At 68.2% G+C, this 19,964-nt stretch carries 10 protein-coding genes; 2 read left to right on the top strand and 8 right to left on the bottom strand.

Annotated elements, in window-relative coordinates:
- Window positions 1-112: 112 nt before the first annotated feature.
- From KK7_RS0119405 to KK7_RS0119435, 7 genes are read right to left on the bottom strand one after another with little or no spacing between them, the layout of a single operon-like run.
- On the bottom strand, window positions 113-2,032 hold the full coding sequence (locus tag KK7_RS0119405) for an alpha-L-fucosidase (protein WP_010546300.1): 1,920 nt from the start codon (window positions 2,030-2,032) through the stop codon (window positions 113-115).
- Window positions 2,029-4,230 (bottom strand): hypothetical protein, encoded by a 2,202-nt coding sequence (locus KK7_RS0119410; protein WP_010546301.1) that lies wholly within the window; start codon window positions 4,228-4,230, stop codon window positions 2,029-2,031. The genes KK7_RS0119405 and KK7_RS0119410 overlap by 4 nt, the downstream gene beginning before the upstream one ends.
- Entirely contained in the window at window positions 4,230-6,551 is a 2,322-nt protein-coding gene (locus KK7_RS0119415; protein WP_010546302.1) for a GH92 family glycosyl hydrolase, read from the bottom strand. The genes KK7_RS0119410 and KK7_RS0119415 overlap by 1 nt, the downstream gene beginning before the upstream one ends.
- Window positions 6,551-7,978, bottom strand: coding sequence for a glycoside hydrolase family 125 protein (locus tag KK7_RS0119420; protein ID WP_010546303.1), 1,428 nt, complete (start codon window positions 7,976-7,978; stop codon window positions 6,551-6,553). The genes KK7_RS0119415 and KK7_RS0119420 overlap by 1 nt, the downstream gene beginning before the upstream one ends.
- Window positions 7,975-10,536, bottom strand: coding sequence for a glycoside hydrolase family 3 C-terminal domain-containing protein (locus KK7_RS0119425; RefSeq protein ID WP_010546304.1), 2,562 nt, complete (start codon window positions 10,534-10,536; stop codon window positions 7,975-7,977). The genes KK7_RS0119420 and KK7_RS0119425 overlap by 4 nt, the downstream gene beginning before the upstream one ends.
- Window positions 10,536-13,124 carry a beta-mannosidase gene (locus tag KK7_RS0119430; RefSeq protein WP_010546305.1) on the bottom strand — a complete coding sequence of 863 codons (2,589 nt, stop codon included), beginning with the start codon at window positions 13,122-13,124 and terminating at the stop codon, window positions 10,536-10,538. The genes KK7_RS0119425 and KK7_RS0119430 overlap by 1 nt, the downstream gene beginning before the upstream one ends.
- On the bottom strand, window positions 13,121-15,442 hold the full coding sequence (locus KK7_RS0119435) for a beta-N-acetylhexosaminidase (RefSeq protein WP_010546306.1): 2,322 nt from the start codon (window positions 15,440-15,442) through the stop codon (window positions 13,121-13,123). The genes KK7_RS0119430 and KK7_RS0119435 overlap by 4 nt, the downstream gene beginning before the upstream one ends.
- A 250-nt stretch (window positions 15,443-15,692) precedes the next feature.
- Between KK7_RS0119435 and KK7_RS0119440 the strand changes: the two genes are divergently transcribed.
- Complete coding sequence (locus KK7_RS0119440) at window positions 15,693-16,430, top strand: GntR family transcriptional regulator (protein ID WP_010546307.1); 738 nt, start codon at window positions 15,693-15,695, stop codon at window positions 16,428-16,430.
- Between the two features lie 37 nt (window positions 16,431-16,467).
- The gene (gene galA, locus KK7_RS0119445; RefSeq protein WP_010546308.1) at window positions 16,468-19,353 is read left to right on the top strand and encodes a beta-galactosidase GalA; all 2,886 of its coding nucleotides are present in this window, start codon (window positions 16,468-16,470) and stop codon (window positions 19,351-19,353) included.
- A gap of 181 nt (window positions 19,354-19,534) precedes the next feature.
- Here galA and KK7_RS22750 read toward each other — a convergent pair whose 3' ends face one another.
- Window positions 19,535-19,957, bottom strand: a complete 423-nt coding sequence (locus KK7_RS22750) for a hypothetical protein (protein WP_138984011.1) — start codon at window positions 19,955-19,957, stop codon at window positions 19,535-19,537.
- Between the last annotated feature and the right edge of the window lie 7 nt (window positions 19,958-19,964).

Here is a 19,964-nt window from a genome sequence, read left to right on the forward strand (position 1 = left end):
GTCAGCGCTGCCAGACGTCCCTTTTCGGGAAGGTTGTTGCGCGAATGCAACGCGCCGGCGCCCGATGGTTGCGGACGCCGGCGCGGCGGCATTCAGCGAGGCAGCGCTACCGTCAGCGCGGCACGGTGAATCCTCCGATTTCGGCGATCGCCAGCTTCGGTTCTGGCAGGGCGGTCTCGGCGAAGGTCAGACGCAGGAAACGCGCCGGACGCACGCGAGCAAAACCGATTCGCTGCGTGGATAGCGCATAAGCAATGTTGCTGAACTCACCGGTAGCAGCGGGCTCCCAATTGGTCCCGTCGGTACTGGTCTCGGCCTTGTAGCCCTTGGGCGGTGCGGCATCGGTCATCACATGCCGCGACGGGGTGAGGCTGAAACCGGCGAGCACGGTGCTGGCGCCGAGGTCGATCTCGACGGCCGCAGCGGTGCCGGGTCGCGGGGCTGGCAGGGTCCAGATCGTGCCGGGGTCGCGATCCAGCAGCTTTTCGGCACCGGGCGCCGGCGCGGCAGCGATCGTCCAGCCGCGCGTGTCGAGCACGGTCGGGTCCGACGAGACGATCGGCGCAACCGGCACCGGCGCCACCGAGCGGAACAGCGAAAATTCGCTGATCGCCGGACAGGCAGGCGCCTCGAGAATACGCAGGCGGACGCGGCGCGGCGCGATCGGCTGGGGCAGGCGCAGGATGCGCTGGGCGGAGATGCACTGCTTTTCCGCCAGTTGCTGCCAGACGCCGTCGATCTCCGCATCCACCGCAAAGCGCGTGACGCGCACGCCCAGCGGCAGATATTCGCGCAGGCGGATCACGTCGAAACGGGTACCCGGCTTCAGATCGAGGGTGAGGGTGGGCGTCTTGGCGGCGTCGGGGGTAGACCAGTAGGTCTCGCGATTGTCGTCGAGCACGCGCGCCGCCTCGAAGCCGGGCCCGCGCACGGCGCTGGCATGGGCGACGGCGCCCTTGGCCAGATCCTGCGCGAAGGTGGCGCGGATGGCGTCGCCGAAGCTCTTGAGGATTTTCACGTCCTGGTCGGCGATGCGGCCACGGCGATCCGGCGGCAGGTTGAGGTTTAGGTTGGTGCCGCGCCCGACCGACTCGTCATAGAGCTGGATCAGCCGCTCCGGACTCTTCACCCGCGAGTCCTCATCGGCATGATAGAACCAGCCGGGGCGGATCGAGACGTCCGTTTCCGCCGGCCACCAAAGTTCGCCGCCGCGTACGCCGGCATTGCCCTCGCTCTGAACATAGGGGTGGTTGGGCATGGTCGGCCAGCAGGGATCGCCCGCCACGCCGTCCTCATTGCCCACCCAGCGGATATCGGCGCCGAGCGGATCGAAGGTGCAGGCGTCGGGCTGCAGCTTGTGGACCAGCGCGATGATCGACGGCCAGTTGTAATAGGCGGGCGCATCGATCTTCCGCGTCTCGCGCGCGCCGCCATAATAGCCGTCGCCGCCGTTCGCGCCGTCGAACCAGACCTCGAACAGCTTGCCGTAGCGGGTGCACAGCTCGGTCAACTGCGCGCGGTAATAGGTGATGTAGCCCGGGCGGCCATAGTCCGCGTGGTTGCGGTCCCAGGGCGAGAGATAGACGCCGAAGGGCAGGCCGGCGCGCGCGCATGCATCGGACATCTCGCGGACGATGTCGCCCTTGCCGCCCTTGTAGGGGCTGTTGCGGATGCAATGCTCGGTCAGCTTGGTCGGCCACAGGCAGAAGCCGTCATGGTGCTTGCAGACGAGGATCAGGCCCTTCAGCCCGCCCGCCTTGGCGGCGGCGACGATCTGGTCGGCGCTGAAATCCGTGGGGTTGAAGGTCTTGGGATCTTCATCGCCAAAGCCCCATTCCTTGTCGGTGAAGGTATTCACCGAAAAGTGGATGAAGGCATATTGCTCGCGCTGGTGCCATTTCCACTGGCGGGCGGAGGGCGTCGCCCCGAACGGCTTGGGCGCGGAAGCCTTGGCGGTGCCGGTCGCCGCATGCGCCAGCGCCGGCGAGGCGAGGCCGGCGGCGACGAGCGCACGGCGGGAAAGGGTCGTCATTTGCGTTCTCCGGAGAGGGGTTCGGGGATGAGCCAGGTCTCGGCGACCTGATGGCCACGGCCGCTGCCGCCCATGCCGGCGGGCCGCGTCCAGGCGAGATCGAGGGTGCCGCCACGCGTGGCGGCGGCGGGAATGTCGAATGCCACCGTCATCGGGTTGGTCTTGCGGTCGAGCGGGGGGTGGATCTCGATGCTGCCATTGGCGACGAGGCGCATCGGCAGCCAATAGTCCTCGCCGGCATAGGTGGCGACAAGACGGTAGCGGCGCCTGCGATCGAGGCCGGTGTAGCGGAGCCGCAGCGGGGCGTCGTACAGGCTTTCGGCATAGCTGATCCACGCCATCCGCCAGCCGTCGTTCGGGGTGCGATCGGCGATGCCGTCCACCGCGCCGTGGAAGCGCAGCGGATCGGCCATCGGGCTGCTGCCGCGCACGAGGTGCGGGGCGTTCGAAGGATCGCCGAGATCGTCGTACAGCGCGCCCTCGCGCTGGCGTTCATGGTCGGCCAGCTGCGCGGGCGTGCGGGTGGCGAGCTGGCGCTCGATCCAGACGCGGTCGTTCAGGTCGACATCGACGCGATCGAGATTGGCGCCGCGCTCGATCGTGGTGGCGCCGTACAGCTGCACGCTGAGCTGCAGCCGCGCGCCCTGCCACAGCCGCTCCGCCAGCGCGAACAGCAGGGTACGCAGGGCGGGCACGGGCGCCGGATCGGCCTCCGCCAGTCGCGCGCGGGCGGTGGCGGCATCGGGTGCGGCGAGCGCGGCGGCCTCGCGGGCGCGCGCGGCGATCAGGCGGTGGCGGACGATGGCGTCGTACACCGCACGGTAGCGGAGCGCGTCGATCCGCCAATCGGCCCAGGGGGCGGGCCTGAGGCTGTCGACCAGCGCCAGCGTCGCGTCGATCCGGGCGTTGCGGGCGGGATCGCCGATCCAATTGTCTTCCAGCGCGAAGAGCGCCCTGGCGCCGGCGGGATCGCCGAGAAAGGCACGGGCATAGTCGCGGGCGAACGCCTCCGGCGTGACGCGCGGATCCCAGCCGAGACGGAACCAGAGGAACTGGTTCGCATCGTCGTTCACCCCTTCCGAATAGGTGACGAAGCCGCTGCTGCCGGGATCGAGGTGGCGGAACAGCGCCGTCATCGCGCGCGGACGCGGGTTGATCGGCTCGCGGCCTTCGGTGAGCGCGAAGGCCGGGCTCCAGCGGTCGACCGGCACCTGGGCGTGCATGGTGTGGGCGACGTCCGGGTAGAGCAGCAGCTGCATGCCGGCGGGCAGATGGCGGCGTTGGACGGCGACAGGATCGCGCGTCTGCGGCCCGGCGAAGATGCCGGTCAGCCAGCGCGGGCGGCGGGCAAGCTGGGCGTAGAAGGCGTCGAGCCCGGCGGCGTCGAAGCCCTGGGTGGATATCCACACGGCGGCCGCGGGATTGCGGGCGCGCAGCGCCGCCGCTTCGTCTGCGACGAGGGGAAAGAGGTTGGCGGGGGCGGCATGGCCGGGGTCGCCGCCGGGGACGTAGAGGGCATCCACCTGCGGCAGTTCGCCGAGCAGCGTGCGGAAGCGGGCGACCTCCGCGTCGCGCTCGGCCACGGTCGCATAGTCGTGCAGGTTGGGGTAATAGAGCGCGAAGTCGATGCCGAGCCGGTGGGCGATATTGCCGATGCCGCGCAGTGTTTCCAGCGGCGGGGCCGGGAAGAGCGGGCTGGTGGCGTCGTCGTCGGATACCGGCGCGATCACCTGCACGCCGCTGGCGCCCCACAGCGCGAAATCCTCGATCCGGCGCTGGAACATCGCCAGCGTCCAGGCATCGTAGCTGTTGTTCTTGGCGCGATAGCCGATCTGGGTGAGGCGCACCGGGCGGGCGGGGGCGCTGTCGTAGCGCAGCGGACGGGCGCCGGTGCGGAGGTACCAGCCGGCGCCGTAGACCAGCCCGCGCTGTCCCCGGGCCGTGATTACCAGCGTTTCGCCAATCCGCCGCACCGCAAATCCTTCGCGCGGGACGGTGCGGGGCGCCACCTTGCGCCACACCGTGCGCTGCCGTGCCGGGAGCGCCGCCTCGGCTGCACCGAGCGGCGCGAGCAGCACCCGCGCGCACGGTGCGTGGCGCTCCACCAGCCGCGTGCGCAGCAGCGCCGCTGCGACCTCGCCGCCGGCACCGGCGGCAACGCAGGGCGTCGTCGTCAGAAGCGCGGCGGCGAGCAGCATCAGCCGGGCGTACGTCCGTTGGAGGGCGGACGATCGGCCGGCGCACGACCGAAGGCGGGGTTGGGCGTAGCCGACATGGTGAAACGCAACGTGCCGCCCTTAACCAGATCGGCGTGCGCGATCCAGCTTTTTGTCCAGGGGCGGCCGTTCCAGGTGACGGCGACGACGTAGGGCGTGTCGGCGCGGTTGCCTGGCGCCTCGATCACCAGCCGCTTGCCCGCGCCCACCGTCACCTCGGCGCGCTCGAATAAAGGTGAGCCGAACACGTACACGGCCTCCACCGGATCGACGGGGTAGAAGCCCAGCGCCGAAAAGACGAACCAGGCGCTCATCTGGCCGCAATCGTCGTTGCCGATGATGCCGTCGGGGTCGTTCTTGTACATCTCCGTGCAGAGACGTCGCACCATCGCCTGCGTCTTCCACGGCGCGCCGCAATAGGCATAGAGATACGGCGCGTGCTGATCGGGCTCGTTGCCGTGTGCATATTGGCCGACCAGCCCCGAGATATCGGGCGGCGCATTGGCGGGCAGGGTGGAGGGCGCGTTGAACAGCGCGTCGAGCTTCGCCTCGAACTTCGCGTCGCCGCCCATATGCGCGATCAGGCCGTGCACGTCGTGCTGGTTGAGGAAGGTCGCCTGCCAGCCATTCGCCTCGGTATAGTCGCGCCACCAGGGCTTGGGCATGTGGCCGAGCTGGATCGGATCATAGGGCGTCCACCAGCTGCCATCGGCGAACCGGGGCCGCGCGAAGCCGATGCTGCCATCGATCACGTTGCGCCAGTTGCCCGAACGCGTGGCGAGCCGGGCCGCATCCCCCTTCTCACCGATCGCGGCGGCGAGGTGCGACGAGGCCCAGTCGTCATAGGCATATTCCTGGGTGCGGCTGACGCTTTCCCACCATTTGTCGGCGGGAACATAGCCAAGCTTGTCGTAGAGATCGCGGCCCTTGCTGTTGTCGAGATCCTTCGCGGTGAAATCGAAGCTGCGGCGGCGGATGGCCGGCCAGGCAGCGGCGTAGTCGGCCGGAATGCCCTTGGCCTGCGCCTCGGCGAGCGGCACGACGCCGTGCCAGCCGATCATCGTGCCGGTCTCCTTGCCCTGCAGCGGCCAGACCAGCGGGCCATAGGGCGACTGGGCGGTCTGGCGGATCAGGTCATCGACCAGCGACTTGACGCGGGCAGGCGCGATCAGGGTGAGCAGCGGGTGCAGCGCACGATAGGTGTCCCACAAGGAGTAGGTGCTGTACGCCGCGCCGCCCTTGGGCACGGTGTGGATCTGCCCGTCCATGCCGAGATAGCGGCCATCGACGTCCGAAAACAGCGTGGGCGCCAGCTGGGCGTGGTAGAGCGCGGTGGTGAGGATCGTGCGCTGGTCTTCGGTGCCGCCTTCGACGCGGACGGCGTCCAGCGCCGGTTGCCACCGGGCGGTGGCTTCGCGGCGGGTGGCATCGAAGTCCCAATGTCTCGCTTCGGTGACCAGATTCGCGCGGGCGCCGGCGAGATCGACCCCGGAAATGCCACAACGCATTATGATCGGGGCCTTTCCTGCGTCCGCATAGTGCAGCACCGCCTTCAGTCTCCGTCCGGTGACGTGGCGCGTGCCGGCCGGTTGCGCGGCATCGTCATCGGCGTAGAGCGTGATCCGATCGGGCTGGCGCGAGAGCTGGAGCGCGAAAAAGATCTTGCGGCCCTTGGCCCAGCGAAAGACTTGTCGCTGCCCGGTGATCATGCCGTTGGGCGCCACGTCGATCACCGCGTCGGCGATCAGTGGCGGGCTGTCCGAACTGTCGAGCACGAGGTGCGACAGGTCGAGCAGGATATGCCCGGGGCCGGCGGGAAAAGTGTAGCGATGCCAACCGGTTCGCTCGGTCACGGTCACTTCCGCGCGGACGCCGTTTTCCAGGGCCACGCTGTAATAACCGGGCTCGGCGCGCTCGTCCTGATAGCGCTGGCGATAGCCGGTCTCCGGCTTTTCGCGCGTGCCGGGCTGCAACACCACCGGTCCCCGGCCGGGGACAACGAGCAGATCGAGCATGTCGCCGATGCCGGTGCCCGAGAGATGCGTGTGCGAGAAGCCGAGGATCGAGCCGTCTGTGTGGTAATAGCCCGAGCAGGTTTCCCAGCGCTCGACACCGGTATCGGGGCTCAGCTGCACCATGCCGAAGGGCAGCGATGCGCCCGGATAGGTGTGGCCGGTGCCGCCGGTGCCGATGAACAGATTTGCTGCAGTGCGGCGAGCGGTCTGGGCGCGGGCGAAACGCGGGGCCGCGGCTGCGGCGATGCCGATCGCGCTGGTGGCAAGAAGGTTGCGGCGGGAGAGCATCACAGGGTCTCCTGAAGGATCTTGGGCTGCGTGGCGGCCAGGTGGGCGAGCAGCTCGCCGAACAGGCCGTTGGCCCAGGCGAACCAGTCCCGCGTGAACTTCGCTGGGTCGTCCTGGTCGACGGCCTCGTGAATGAAGCCGGTGTTTGCATCGCTATTGCTAAGCATTCGCAAGATATTGCGAAGCATTCGCGGGTCGTGATCTTGCGAGAAACCACGTATAATCAATGACATCGGCCAAACCTGGCGCAAGCCGACGTGCGGGCCGCCGATCCCCTCGACCACCTTGCCGCGCGACCAATAGGGGTTGGCATCGCTCCACGCCGCGGCAGCCGTACGCTGCCACAACGGGTCGTTCCGATCGACGCAACGCAGATAGGCGAGGCTGGAGAGCGACGGCACATTGGCGTCGTCCATGAAGATCGCATTGCCGAACCCATCGACTTCATAGGCGATCACCTCGCGCCCGTCGCGTAGCCGCATCGTGCCATAGGCGCGGAGCGCCTCCGTGATTTCACCGGCGAGAGACGTCGCTTCGTTCGCAAGTGCAGCATCCTGGCGCGCGGCCATGGCGAGCGCCGCGAGTTCCCGCAGAACCGTCACTGCGAAATAATTGGCTGGAATGAGAAAAGGATAGACGCAGGAATCGTCCGACGGGCGGAATCCGGAGTGAATCAGCCCCACGGGCCGCGTCGGCGCGCCATAGCCGTCGAGCATCAGCGTTTCGGTCGGCCGATCGCTGTTGCGCAGGAAACGATAGGGGCCGGGGCCGTGTTTTCGCTGCTGCTCGCGGAAGGTGCGCAGGATGGCGCGGGCCGATTCCGCCCATTGCGCATCGAACGGCGTGACGTCGCCGGTCGCCTTCCAATAATCATGTGCCAATCGAATGGGATAGCAGAGGCTGTCGATCTCCCACTTCCGCTCCGCGACGCCCGGCTTCATCTCGGTCTTGTCCGCCAGCGCCCAGCTGAGCTTGGTGCGGGCGTTCGGGTCCTCGAGAAAGGCGTTGGCGTAGGGATCGAGCAGGATACAGCGCGCCTGCCGCGCGATCAGCCCGTGATAGAGCCGACGCAGCTCGGCATCGTCCTTGGCAAGATGCAGATAGGGCCGCACCTGTGCCGAGCTGTCGCGTAACCAGAGAGCGTCGATATCGCCGGTGATGACGAACGCATCCGGTTTGCCGTCCACCACGCCCATCTTCACCGTGGTGTCGAGCGTGTTGGGATAGCAGTTGACGAACATCCAGCGCAGCTTCGGATCGGCGATCTGCCTGGAAACGCGGGCGATTTCGCGCTCCACCGCCTTGCTGACGAAGCGGCGGTCGGCGAGTGCCGGGCGCTTGCTCGCGAAGTCGGGGGCGGCGCCGGCGAATGCGGGCGTGGCGGCGAGCGCGAGGCTCGAGCCGAGCAACGTGCGGCGATCGATCATTTCGGCAACTCCTGCGCGGTGCCGGTGAGCGTGAAGTCGGCCCATTGCCCCGCACCGTCGCCGGGTTGTCCGCCGCCGATCCAGACGCGATAGGTGCCCGGCAGCACCCGTCGGGTGCCGTCGCGTGCAACGCTGCTGATGCTGCGCGGATCGAGCGTGAATGACAGGCTGGCCGATTTGCCCGGCGCGAGGGCAGTGCGCTGGAACCCGGCGAGCTGGCGCTGCAATACCGGCGTGGTGAGCCCGCCTGGTTTCCCCGCAGCTGGAGTGACGACATAGACTTGCGCCACTTCCTCACCGCTGCGGTTCCCCGCATTGGTCAGCGTGGCGCTGACCTGCACCGGCTGCCCGATGCCCGCCGCCTTCACCGCGACGTTGCCATAGGCGAATTTGGTGTAGCTCAGGCCGTGGCCGAAGCCCCAGAGCGGCTTGCCGGTGAAGAAGCGATAGGTGCGCTCCTTCATCCCGTAATCGACGAAAGCCGGCAGGTCGTCCACCGAGGCGTAGAAGGTGAGCGGCAGGCGGCCCGAGGGGTTGTTCTTGCCCGCCAGCGTCTCGGCGATCGCGGTGCCGCCTTCCTCGCCGGGATACCAGGCTTCGAGGATCGCGTCCGCGAGGCTCGGGTCCACCGCCACCGCGCTGCCGCTGGTGAGGACGAGGACCAGCGGCTTGCCGGTCTTGCGCAGCGCCTTGAGCAGCTCGAGCTGCGGGCGGGGCAGGGCGATATCGGTCCGGTCGCCGCCGACGAAGCCGGGGATCGAGACGCTGAGCGCCTCGCCCTCGAGATCGGGCGACAGGCCGAGCACGGCGACGATCGTGTCCGCGTTCTTGGCGGCGGCCAGCGCCTGGGCGAGCATCGGCTCGGCGGGCGGCTGCCACATCAGGCGGACGCCGAAATCTTCGCTGCGATGGTCGATCTCCATGCGGAACGGCACCGGCTTCCCGTCGCTGGCGAGCTTCACCGCCACGCGCGCCTTGCCGAGCGGGCCATCGTGGAGGAGCTTGCCGTCGACCCACAGCCGCACCGCGTCGTGCGTGGTGCAGTCCTTCCAGCAGGCGGGGATGTCGATCGCCAACTCGTACTCGCCTGCGCCCGGGGGCGTGAACTCGCCGCTCCAGCGCACCGCGAAGCCGGTGGGGTCGAGCCCCGGCAGCGGTGCGGCGCGGGTATAGTTGAAGTCGATGCGGCGGTCCTGCCGGGTGGCGACCGGCGTACCGGTTACCGTCGGCGAGGCGAAATATTCGGCCTTGAGGCCCGGCTTGCCGTCGGCGCGGAAGGCCGTTTCCGGCATGATCACCGCCGCTGCCTCGGCCAGCTGCGCGCCTTGCGCGTACACGACGCGATCGGCGCCGAACTGGCGGCGGATGCCGTCGAGCGGGGTTACCGGATCCCTGGCGGTGCCGTGGTAATTGCCCTCCAGCACGCCCAGATCATCGGCATTGGCACCGATCACCGCAATGCGGCCGCCAGGCGCGAGCGGCAGGCGGTCACCGTCGTTCTTGAGCAGCACGATCGCCTTGCGCGCGGCCTCCAGCGCCAGCGCGCGCTGGGCCGGGGTGCCGCGCTCGCCGGGCTTGATCCGGCTCCACGGATTGGCGCCGCCGAACGCGATGCCGAGTGCGCGGCGGGCATCGAGCGCGCGCTTGAGCGCCACGTCGACCTCTGCCTCGGAGACCAGCCCGCGCTTCACCGCTTCCGGCAGCGCGGCATAGGTGGTGCCGCAGTTCAGATCCATGCCGGCCTTGATCGCCGCGGCCGAGGCTTCGGCGGCATCGAGGCGGTAATGGTGGAACAGGTGGATGTTCGCCACCGCATCGCAGTCCGAGACGATGAGGCCGGTAAAGCCCCAGTCCTTGCGCAGCCGATCGTTGAGCAGCCCGCCGGAAGCACAAGCCGGCGTGCCGTGGATCGAATTGTACGCGCACATGACCGACTGCGCCTTGCCCTCGGTCAGCGCGAGGCGGAAGGCGGGGGTGTAGGTCGATTCCAGATCCTGCGGGCTGGGATCGACATCGAAGCCGTCGCGGCCTGCCTCGGGGCCGCTGTGCACCGCCAGATGCTTGGGCGTGGCGAGCACCTTGGGGTGCGCCGGGTCCGGGCCCTGCAGCCCCTGGATGAAGCCCACCGCGAGATGCCCGGTGAGGAACGGATCCTCGCCATAGGTTTCCTGGCCACGGCCCCAGCGCGGATCGCGGAAGATGTTGATGTTGGGCGACCAGATCGTCAGCCCCTCATAGATCTTGCGATCGGCGGTCACCGGCTTCGCGTTGAACTTGGCGCGGGCCTCGGTGGCGACGGTGTCGCCAACCTTGTGGAGCAGCGGCACGTCCCAGGTCGCGGCAAGACCGATCGCCTGGGGGAACACGGTGGCATAGCCGTCGCGGGCGAGGCCGTGCAGGCCCTCGTTCCACCAGTCATAGGCGGGCAGGCCGATCACCGGATCGGCCGGCGCCGTGCTCTGGAGCTGCGCGGCCTTCTGCTCGATCGTCATCTTGGCGATGGCGGCGGCGACCGGATCGGGATCGCCGGCGAGGAGGAGCAGGGGGAGAAGCGGCATCAGCGGGGTCCCAGCGTGCGAAGGGTAAGGGCGCGGGCGAGTGCGGCGGCACTGGCCTCGGACGTGATGGTGAGCGTGCGGCTCTCGCCGGGCAGCAGGTCGAAGCCATTGTCGCTAGCGTGCGCGACGGTGGTGCCGAAATCGAGCATCACTGCGCGGGCGAGCGCACCGGCGGTGAGCGTCACCTGCTTGCCCTGCCAGCGCACCGACAGGCGCGGGGCGGGATAGGCCATGTCCTTGGGCAGCAACCGCTCGACGATCTGGCGCGAGACCGGCTTGCCGTCGATCCACAGCTCGGCGACGGCATAGCTTTCAGCCGGCGCGGCGGTGCCGAACAGATCGGCATCGGCGATCTTCGCGAGTTCGAGGGAGCCGTTCGACAGGTCGAATTTCTCCGATTTCGCGCCCAGCGGCTTGCCGTCCATGGTGAAGCCGCGGACGCGCCATTCGGCGGCGATAAGCTGGCTGGCGTCGGACACGGCGGCGAGGCGGGTGGCGCCGTCCTTGTGCTCGGCGACGATCGCCTGGGGCGCGAACATCCGGCGCGCCTCGAACTGCAGCAGCTTCCACTGGCCGTCATGGTCGATGCTGGCCCAGCTGATCGCCGGCCAGGCATCGTTGAGCTGCCAGAACAGCGACCCCATGGTGATCGGCGCGCAGGCGCGGTGGTGGCGCGCGGCCATGCCGATCGCCTGCATCTGGTTCACCTGGGTGAGATAGACGAGATCGGCGAAGTCGGCGGGCTTGCGCAGCCGCTGGTCGAGATAGAGCTGGAGGCGGCTATTGCCTTCGCCGGCCAGGAACTTCTGGTGCGCCTTGAGCACCGGGCTGTCGATCGCCAGCGGGCCGGTGCCCGCGAAGCCACGGATGGTCGCGAGGTTCGGCATCGCCTGGAAGCCATATTCGGACATGAACCGCGCGCAGCCGTTCAGATAGTTCTCGACCGGCTTGGAGCCCGACCAGACATCCCAGAAATGGCGGTCGCCATTGGCGTCGGTGTCGGTGGGGCCGGTATAGTCGGTGGAGGGCGAGCCGGGCCAATAGGTGCTGCCCGGCGCTTCCTTCAGCACGGCGTCCCGCAGCGTGCGATCGAACAATACGGCCATGCCGGCGCCGATCCGCTCCTGCTCGTCCGCACCGACATTCTTCTTGAACGCCTTGCGATCGGACCAGTTTTCCCAGCCGGACAGGATCTCGTTGCCGCCGTTCCAGCCGACGATCGACGGGTGCGGCTGGAGCCGGGCGACCTGCTGCTCGGCCTCGATGCGGACATTCTCGCGGAACGCCGCGTCGGGCGGGGTGATCGAACCGCCGAACATGAAGTCCTGCCACACCAGGATGCCGAGCTCGTCGGCGGCGGCGTAGAAGGCGTCGTCGAGATAATAGCCGCCGCCCCAGACGCGGAGCATGTTCATGTTCGCGTCGCGCGCATCGGTGACCATGCGGCGCATCCGCGCCTCGGTCACGGCGTTCGGGAACATGTCGAACGGGATCAGGTTCGCGCCCTTGGCGAAGATGCGCAAGCCATTGATGCGGAAGCCGAAGCCGCCGCCCTGGTTCAGCAGCTCTACCGTACGCAGGCCGATGCGCTGGGAGATCCGGTCACTGACCGCGCCGTCTACCTCCAGCACCGCTTCCACCGTGTAGAGCGGCTGCGCGCCATAGCCGGCCGGCCACCAGAGTTGCGGCTTGGGGAGGGTGAGCGGCACGCTGACGGCGTTCTCGCCCAGGTCGATCGACAGCGTGCGGCTGGCTTCCACCGTCTTGCCGTCGGGGCCGGTGATGCGGGTGCGGACGGTGACCGACTTCTCGATATCGGTGAGGATCTTCCAGCGCGCGACCAGCCGCGCTTCCGCCGGGATCAGCGCTTCCTGGTCGATGCGGAAGCCGTCGATGCGCGCATCGTCCCACGCCTCCAGCCGCACCGGCCGCCACAGCCCGATCTTGACCAGGCGGGGCGCCCAGTCCCAGCTGTAATCATATTTGGGCTTGCGGATATAGGGCGAGGTCTGCTTGCCTTTGGGCTCGTCGCCGAAAGCGGAGTCATATTCGCCGGGGAGCGGAAATTTCTCCGCAAGCACCATCGGCTGCAGCGTCCTGATCGGCGAGGCGATGGTGACGACCAGTTCGTTGGCGCCGGCCTTCAGCGCCTGCTTGGCGTCCACCCGCCAGCGGCGATGGGCGTTGTCGGTCTCGAGCAGCTTCTGGCCGTTGAGCGTCACCGTGGCGAAGGTGTCCAGGCCGTCGAACACCAGATCGAGATGGTCGCGTGCCAGCATCGCGGGCGTGACGTTGAGCGTGCGCCGGAACTGCCAGCGGGTCAGGCCCGCCCATTGGATCGGTGCCTCGTTGATGCCCTTATAGGGATCCGGCACGCGCTTCGCCGCGATCAGGTCCTGCTGGACGCTGCCGGGCACCTTGGCCGGGAACCAGACGGCTTCCTTCGGATGCGCCTTGGCGGCGCCCGTGTCACTGGGGTCGATGCGGACCTGCCATGCGCCGTCGAGCGACAGCGACTGGCGCGGATCGGCCCAGGCCGGCGCGGCGAGGGCGAGCAGCGGCAGCAGCGCGAGGGAGCGTGCCTTCACTTCGCGTTCTCCGTCAGCACCACCTTCGCGACGGTGTAGAACGGGTCACTGAGGGGCGACGTGAACTGGAAGCACAGGTCCTCGTCGCCCGCCAGCTTGGGCAGGCTGCCGGTGAAGCGGAACTGCTGCGGCGCGCTGTCCGGATCGGGCAGGGGAAAGGTGGCGACGACGATCGGCTTGATCGTCTTGTCCTTGGCGGCCTCAATGCACCGGGTGGTGACGATCAGCTCGCCATGGGTGCTGACATTGTAATGGGCGCGGACCTTGTTGAAATCATGCGCCAGGCCATAGTTGCGCGGCGTGCGGGCGACGTCGACGGTGAAGCCGGTCGCCACGTCGAGCGGCGCGGCCGGATAGGCGGTGCAGGTGTCGAACAGGTTGACGTTGAACACCGGCGCATTCTCCTGCGCCTCGGCGGTCAGCGGCACGCGCAGGCCGAGCGCGCCCCTGGGGCAGGCCACCATGTCCGAGCTGGTGCGGGTTAGCAGTGCCGTCCGGCTGGTATCGAAGCTGCGCGGGGTAGCGGTGACGATGCCGGCTGCGTCGAACGCCGCCGCGGTGATCGTCGTGCCGGGCTTGAGCGCCAACGGTGCCTTGTACACCGGCGACTTGGCGGTGGGCTGCTTGCCGTCGAGCGTGTAGCGGATCGTGCCGAAACCGGTCTGGGTGGCGAGCGTCACCTTGGCCTGGTTTGCCCGCAGCGCCTCGCCGCGCGTGCCCTGCAGCTTGTAATCGACGGCGAAGGCGCTGTCGGCGACTTCCATGCCTGAACGGCGCCAGCGCGCGATCTGCGGCTGGAGGCGCGTCACGAAGCCGGTGAAGTCGCGCTTGTCCTTGCCCGACCAGGTGATTTCGGCGATCGCCGCGGCGCGCGGGAACAGCATGTGCTGCACCTGGTACGGCGTGATCAAATATTCGCTCCACGCATTGCCCTGCGCGCCGAGCACATGGCTCGCCTTGGCCGCATCGATGCCGACGGGCATCGGCTCGTACTTGTAGACATCGGCCAGCGTCTGGATCGAGAGGCGGCCCGGCGGCTCGTCGCGACGATCGCTCTGCAGGCTGTCGAGATAGAGGGTGGGGGCGGGCGAGAGCACCACGTCATGCCCCGCATTGGCGGCTTCCACCGCGCCCTTCTCGCCGCGCCACGACATCACCGAGGCCGAGGGCGGCAGGCCACCTTCGAGGATCTCGTCCCAGCCGATCAGGCGGCGGCCATGGCCCTCCAGATAGGCGCCGAACTGGTCGATCATCCAGCTCTGCAGCCCGTTTTCGGTCTTGATGCCGAGCGCCTTCATCTGCGCCTGCACCTCCGGCGAGCGCTCCCACTGGTCCTTCACCGCTTCGTCGCCGCCGAGATGGACATAGGTGCCGGGGAACACCGCCATCAGCTCGTCGAGCACTTCCTTGACGAAGGCGATGCCCTTGGGGCCGGGGTTGAACAGATAGGGGTTCACGCCCCAGTCGTGCGACACCTCGGGCTTGTCACCGAAGATGCCGAGTTCGGGATAGGCGGCGACCAGCGCCTGGGCATGGCCCGGCAGGTCGATTTCCGGCACGATGGTCACGCCGCGCTCGGCGGCATAGGCAACCAGGCCTTTCAGCTGTTCCTGGGTGTAGAAGCCGCCGACCTTCGGGCCCGGCGCGCCGCCGGTGCTCGGCGGGGTCCGCCAGCCGCCCACTTCGGTGAGCTTGGGATAGCGCTTTACCTCGAAGCGCCATCCCTGGTCGTCGGTCAGGTGCAGGTGCAACGTGTTGAGCTTCACCGAGGCCATCTGGTCGACCACGCCGTAGACGAACTCGATCGGCTGGAAGTGGCGCGCAACGTCGAGCATCAGCCCGCGCCAGCCGAAGCGGGGGGCGTCCTCGACGCTGAGCGCCGGCAGCTTCACCGCCTTGCCGAAGCCGTGGTCGGGGCTGAGCAGCTGCGCCAGCGTCATCGCGCCGTAGAGCAAACCGCGGTCGCTCGAGGCGGCGATGCGCACGCCCTTGGCGTCGATGGTGAGGCGGTAGGCCTCTTCGCCCTTAACGGCTGCGTCGCGGTCGAAGCGGATCACGCCGTTGGTGCCGGCAGCGCCCAGGGTCAGGCCGCGTTCCACCTTCACGTGCGCGACGAGCAGCTTCGCGGCGTTCGCAGCTGCGGTGTCGCCGGCAGGGACGGCGATGCCTGTACCGTTCGTCACGGTGAAGCTGCCTTTGCCCATCTGCACGCTGGCGGGAAGCGGCGTGAGCGGCGGTACCGTCTGGGCAAACGCCGTCGAGGACAGCAGCAGCGCCGCCCAGCCGGAATGCCTTGCCTGCTTCAGGAACGCGCGCATCGGAAACTCCCCTTGGTCTCGGCCGCCGGACGGGGCCTGCGTAACGGTGTAACCAATTTAGATCCTATCGGACAATAGGCTTGCGTAGCGCGACATAGTTCTTTGCAATTAGCCCCTTGACCAAGTCGCTTGAGACTGTTGGTATTGTCATACCAATGTAGATCCCCGGGGAACGTTTGCATCCGCCGGGGAGCTCGCTGCTGGCGCCGCGGTTCCGGTGGGCACCGGTGTCAGGCAAGGGGGAGGACAAATGACGTTTTCGGATCAGATTGGCCGGTTCCGCGAGGGCAACCCGTCGCCGCTCTATCTGCAGCTGCAGCAACTGATCCGCGAGGCGATCAGCGGCAAGATACTCGCGCAAGGCGATGCGATTCCGCCGGAGCGCGACCTCGCCGCGGAGTATGACGTGTCGCGCATCACCGTGCGCAAGGCGATCGGCGGACTGGTCGAGGAAGGCCTGCTTACCCGTCGTCGCGGCGCTGGCACCTTCGTCGCCGAGCGCGTCGAGAAGAGCTTCTCCAAGCTCTCCTCCTTCACCGAGGATATGGCCGCGCGCGGCCGCGCCGCCAGCAGCAGCTGGATCGCGCGCTCGGCGGGGCAGGTTACGCCGGAGGAAGCGATGGCGCTGGGCCTTTCGCCGGGCGCGGGCGTGCTGCGCTTCTCGCGCATCCGCTTCGCCGATGGCGAGCCGATGGCGCTCGAATTCTCCACCATCGCGGGCTATTGCCTGGCCTCGGTCGATGCGGTGGGGGACTCGCTCTACACCGCGCTCGAAGCTGCAGGGAACCGCCCGGTGCGGGCGCTCCAGCGGCTTCGTGCGGTGCCGTTCCTTGGCGAACATGCCAAGATGCTGGGGGTCGATCCCGGCCATGCCGGCCTGCTGATCGAGCGCCGGGCCTTTCTGCGCGACGGCCGCCCGGCGGAAGTAACCCGCTCCTATTATCGGGGCGATGCCTATGATTTCGTAGCGGAACTCAGCGACGTCTGAGTCGCCGCCTGCCTGCCTGACATTTGGAGATTGCTGCATGGATCGTCGCCAGTTGCTGCTCGGCAGCGCGGGGTTGGGAGTGCTTGCCTCGCTGGGCATGCCCGAGGCCGAGGCCGCCGCACGGGCCGTGGAGGGTGACGGCTTCCCCATGCCCCCGCCCAGGACCGCGCTGCCGCAGCGTTTGCCGGATGGCGATCCCACGCGGACCCGCATCGAACGCGGCTGGCGCTTCCATGAAGGGGATGTCGCCCCCGCGCCGCTCAAGGACCATGACGATACCTATGGTAGCGTGAAGGCAGGCAATGCCCGCGGTGCCGCTGCGCGGGATTTCGACGACAGCGACTGGGCGGAAGTGCGCCTGCCGCACGACTGGGCTTCGTTCCAGCCGTTCGACAAGACCGCCAACGTCTCGCAGGGCTATCGCAAGCGCGGCATCGGCTGGTACCGCCGCCGGCTGACGCTCGATCCTGCCGATCACGGCAAGACCATCGAGCTGCATCTCGACGGTGTCGCGACCAATGCCACCGTGTGGGTGAACGGCAGCGTCGTCGCGCACAGCTGGTCGGGCTATGCCAGCATCCTTATCGACATGACGCCGTTCGCGCGGTTCGGCGACGAAGACAATGTGATCGCGATCCGCGTCGATGCGGAGGCGATGGAGGGCTGGTGGTACGAAGGCGCGGGGCTCTACCGCCATGCCTGGCTGGTGCGCCGGTCGCCGGTGTCGATCGTCACCGACGGGGTACATTGCGATCCGCGCAAGACCGACAATGGCTGGCAGGTGCCGGTCACCGTCACGATCGGCAATATCGAGCGTGCGCCGGTGGGCGTGACGATCGAGGCCGAACTGCTCGATCCGGCCGGCAAGCGCGTCGCCATCGGCACCACCGCCGCGACGGCACTGGTGCTCGATCGCGTCGAGGCCTCGATCGAGCTGTCCGCCGGTGCGCCGCAGCTCTGGTCCGTCGAGACGCCGACGCTCTATACCGTCCACACCCGGCTGCTGCGCGACGGCAAGCTGATCGACGAGCGCCGCACCGCGATCGGCTTCCGCACCGTCCGCTTCGATGCCGACAAGGGGCTGTTCGTCAACGACAAGCCCGTCAAGCTGAAGGGCGTGTGCATCCACCAGGACCATGCCGGCGTGGGCGTGGCGCAATATGACGCGTTGCTCGGCTGGCGGCTCGAGCGGCTCAAGGCGATGGGCTGCAACGCGATCCGCATGTCGCACAACGCGCCCACCGCCGAGCTGCTCGACTGGTGCGACCGGATGGGCTTCCTCGTCATGGACGAGAACCGCCACTTCAATCCGGCGCCCGATTATCTGGCCCAGCTCAGCTGGATGGTGCGGCGCGACCGCAACCATCCGAGCGTCATCCTCTGGTCGGTGTTCAACGAAGAGCCGATGCAGGGCACCGAATCCGGCATCGAGATGGTTCGCCGCATGGAAGCCGCGGTGCGCAAGCTCGACGACAGCCGCCCGGTGACCTCGGCGATGAACGGGTCGTTCTACAATCCGTCGAACGTCTCGTCGGTCGTCGACGTGATGGGCTTCAACTATTACCAGGGCGAGTATGACAAGTGGCACCGGCTGAACCCCGGCCGGCCCAGCACCAGCTCCGAGGATACCAGCGCGTTCGAAACACGCGGCGCCTTCGCCAGCGATCCCGCCGCGCACGTCATCACCTCGTACGACGAGGAGCCCGCGCCCTGGGGCAACACGCACCGCAAGGCATGGCAGCTGATCGCCGCGCGCGAGTTCATCGCGGGCGGCTTCGTCTGGACCGGGTTCGACTATCACGGCGAGCCGACGCCCTATGCCTGGCCGACCATCGCCAGCTTCTTCGGCATCATGGACCTGTGCGGTTTCCCCAAGACCGCGTTCGGGATTCACAGCGCCGCCTGGATCGATGACGCCCCGGTGGTGTGGCTGGCGCCGCACTGGACCTGGCCGGGCAGGGAAGGCCAGGCGATCAAGGTGTTCGTCGCCTCCAATGCCGAGAGCGTGACGCTGCTGCTCAACGGGAAGGCGATCGGCACCCAGAAGGTCGATCGGCTGCAGGGCAATGAATGGCAGGTGCCCTATGCGCCCGGCCGGCTGGAAGCGCAGGCGATGCGCGGCGGCAAGGTCGTGGCGCGCATGGTTCACGAGACCGCCGGCGAGCCGGTCGCGCTGCGGCTGACGCCCGCCCGCACCGTGATGGCGGGCGATGACGAGGACGTCCAGCCGATCACCATCGACGCGGTCGACGCCAAGGGCCGGCATGTGCCGACGGCGAACCTCATGACGAATTTCACGGTCGAGGGCGCTGCGATCATCGGCGTGGGCAATGGCGACCCGAACTGCCATGAGCCGGAGAAGGGCAATGCGCGCTCGCTGTTCAACGGCCTCGCGCAGATCCTGGTGCAGGCCGGCACCGGCCGCGGCAAGATCACCGTCAAGGCGACCGCCGAGGGGCTCAAGCCCGCGCTGCTGACGATCGACCGCGCCGACATCGCGCCGCGCCCGCAGGTCGGCGTGACCCCGCCGCTGATGGTGCTGGGCGACTGGCGCCGCTCGGGGCAGACGGCGGACAAGCCAAAGCCGGGCCTGGTGCCGGACAATAACAGCTGGGCGTTCCTGCGCAGCGCCATGCCGACACCCGCCGAGCAGCAGCCGGGCTGGCGGGTGTACAACAACCGCCTCAGCCCGTGGAAGCGCATCGCCGCCGGGGGTGGGACGCTGCGCTTCGCCAGCGTCGGCGGGCGCGCGGAACTGTGGGTGGACGGCAAGAAGCTCGCCGAGAAGACCGATGCGGCCCCGGCACCGCTGGAGGCCGCGTTGCCGGCAGGGGCCGGGCAGCGGACGGTCGAGCTGATCGTCGAGGCGCCGGCGGGACAGGTGAGCGGGCTGTTGGGCAAGGTGACGCTGACGCCGCGGTAAGCGGACGGGTCTATCCTCTCCCGCCAGGGGGAGGTGGGCCGCGCAGCGGCTCCGAGGGGAGGATGGCCGAACGCTGGCGGCGCATTTCCTCCCCTTCGCCGCCTTCTCTACGAGCGTGGGAGACGGCGCGCGCGTGCAGAGACTTGCGCTGTGCCGATGACCTATCTTGCCCTAGCTACGATCAGCAGGGCCCGTGCCAGTACATGTCTTGCCCCAGCGATGACCAGCAGGCGGGCAGCATCCCAAGATCCCGCTTATCCGGTGCGAAGCCATACCCCGAGCCGCCGTCGAAATATCGCTTGGTGGTGATCTCAACCGCTCCTTCCCGCACAATGACATTGGCGGGGTGCAGCGCTGCGATCTCGTGCGGCCATTGGCTTTTCGGGACGGCTCCCGGACGGTCTGTGTAGCGTGCCAGAAGATGTCGGGATTCCGCAGCGATGGCCCGCAGTTCCGCTTGATCATGGGTCGGGTGCGGAAAGGCTGCGTATATCGCGATGGCAGCAAGAAGCGTGACCACGACAACGCCGCCCACCCATGTACGCATCCGGCTTCTCCAGAAATTGGTCGTGAAGAAGCGTAGCAGCGTGCGCGGGCGCAGCAAGGTCCGC

It is taken from the genome of Sphingomonas elodea ATCC 31461 (assembly GCF_000226955.1).
Classification (GTDB): Bacteria; Pseudomonadota; Alphaproteobacteria; order Sphingomonadales; family Sphingomonadaceae; genus Sphingomonas; species Sphingomonas elodea.

Coding starts and splice junctions, on each gene's coding strand:
- KK7_RS0119420 (WP_010546303.1), bottom strand. CDS start 7,978: ATGATCGATCGCCGCACGTTGCTCGGCTCGAGCCTCGCGCTCGCCGCC.
- KK7_RS0119440 (WP_010546307.1), top strand. CDS start 15,693: ATGACGTTTTCGGATCAGATTGGCCGGTTCCGCGAGGGCAACCCGTCG.
- KK7_RS0119435 (WP_010546306.1), bottom strand. CDS start 15,442: ATGCGCGCGTTCCTGAAGCAGGCAAGGCATTCCGGCTGGGCGGCGCTG.
- KK7_RS0119415 (WP_010546302.1), bottom strand. CDS start 6,551: ATGCTCTCCCGCCGCAACCTTCTTGCCACCAGCGCGATCGGCATCGCC.
- galA (WP_010546308.1), top strand. CDS start 16,468: ATGGATCGTCGCCAGTTGCTGCTCGGCAGCGCGGGGTTGGGAGTGCTT.
- KK7_RS0119405 (WP_010546300.1), bottom strand. CDS start 2,032: ATGACGACCCTTTCCCGCCGTGCGCTCGTCGCCGCCGGCCTCGCCTCG.
- KK7_RS0119410 (WP_010546301.1), bottom strand. CDS start 4,230: ATGCTGCTCGCCGCCGCGCTTCTGACGACGACGCCCTGCGTTGCCGCC.
- KK7_RS0119425 (WP_010546304.1), bottom strand. CDS start 10,536: ATGCCGCTTCTCCCCCTGCTCCTCCTCGCCGGCGATCCCGATCCGGTC.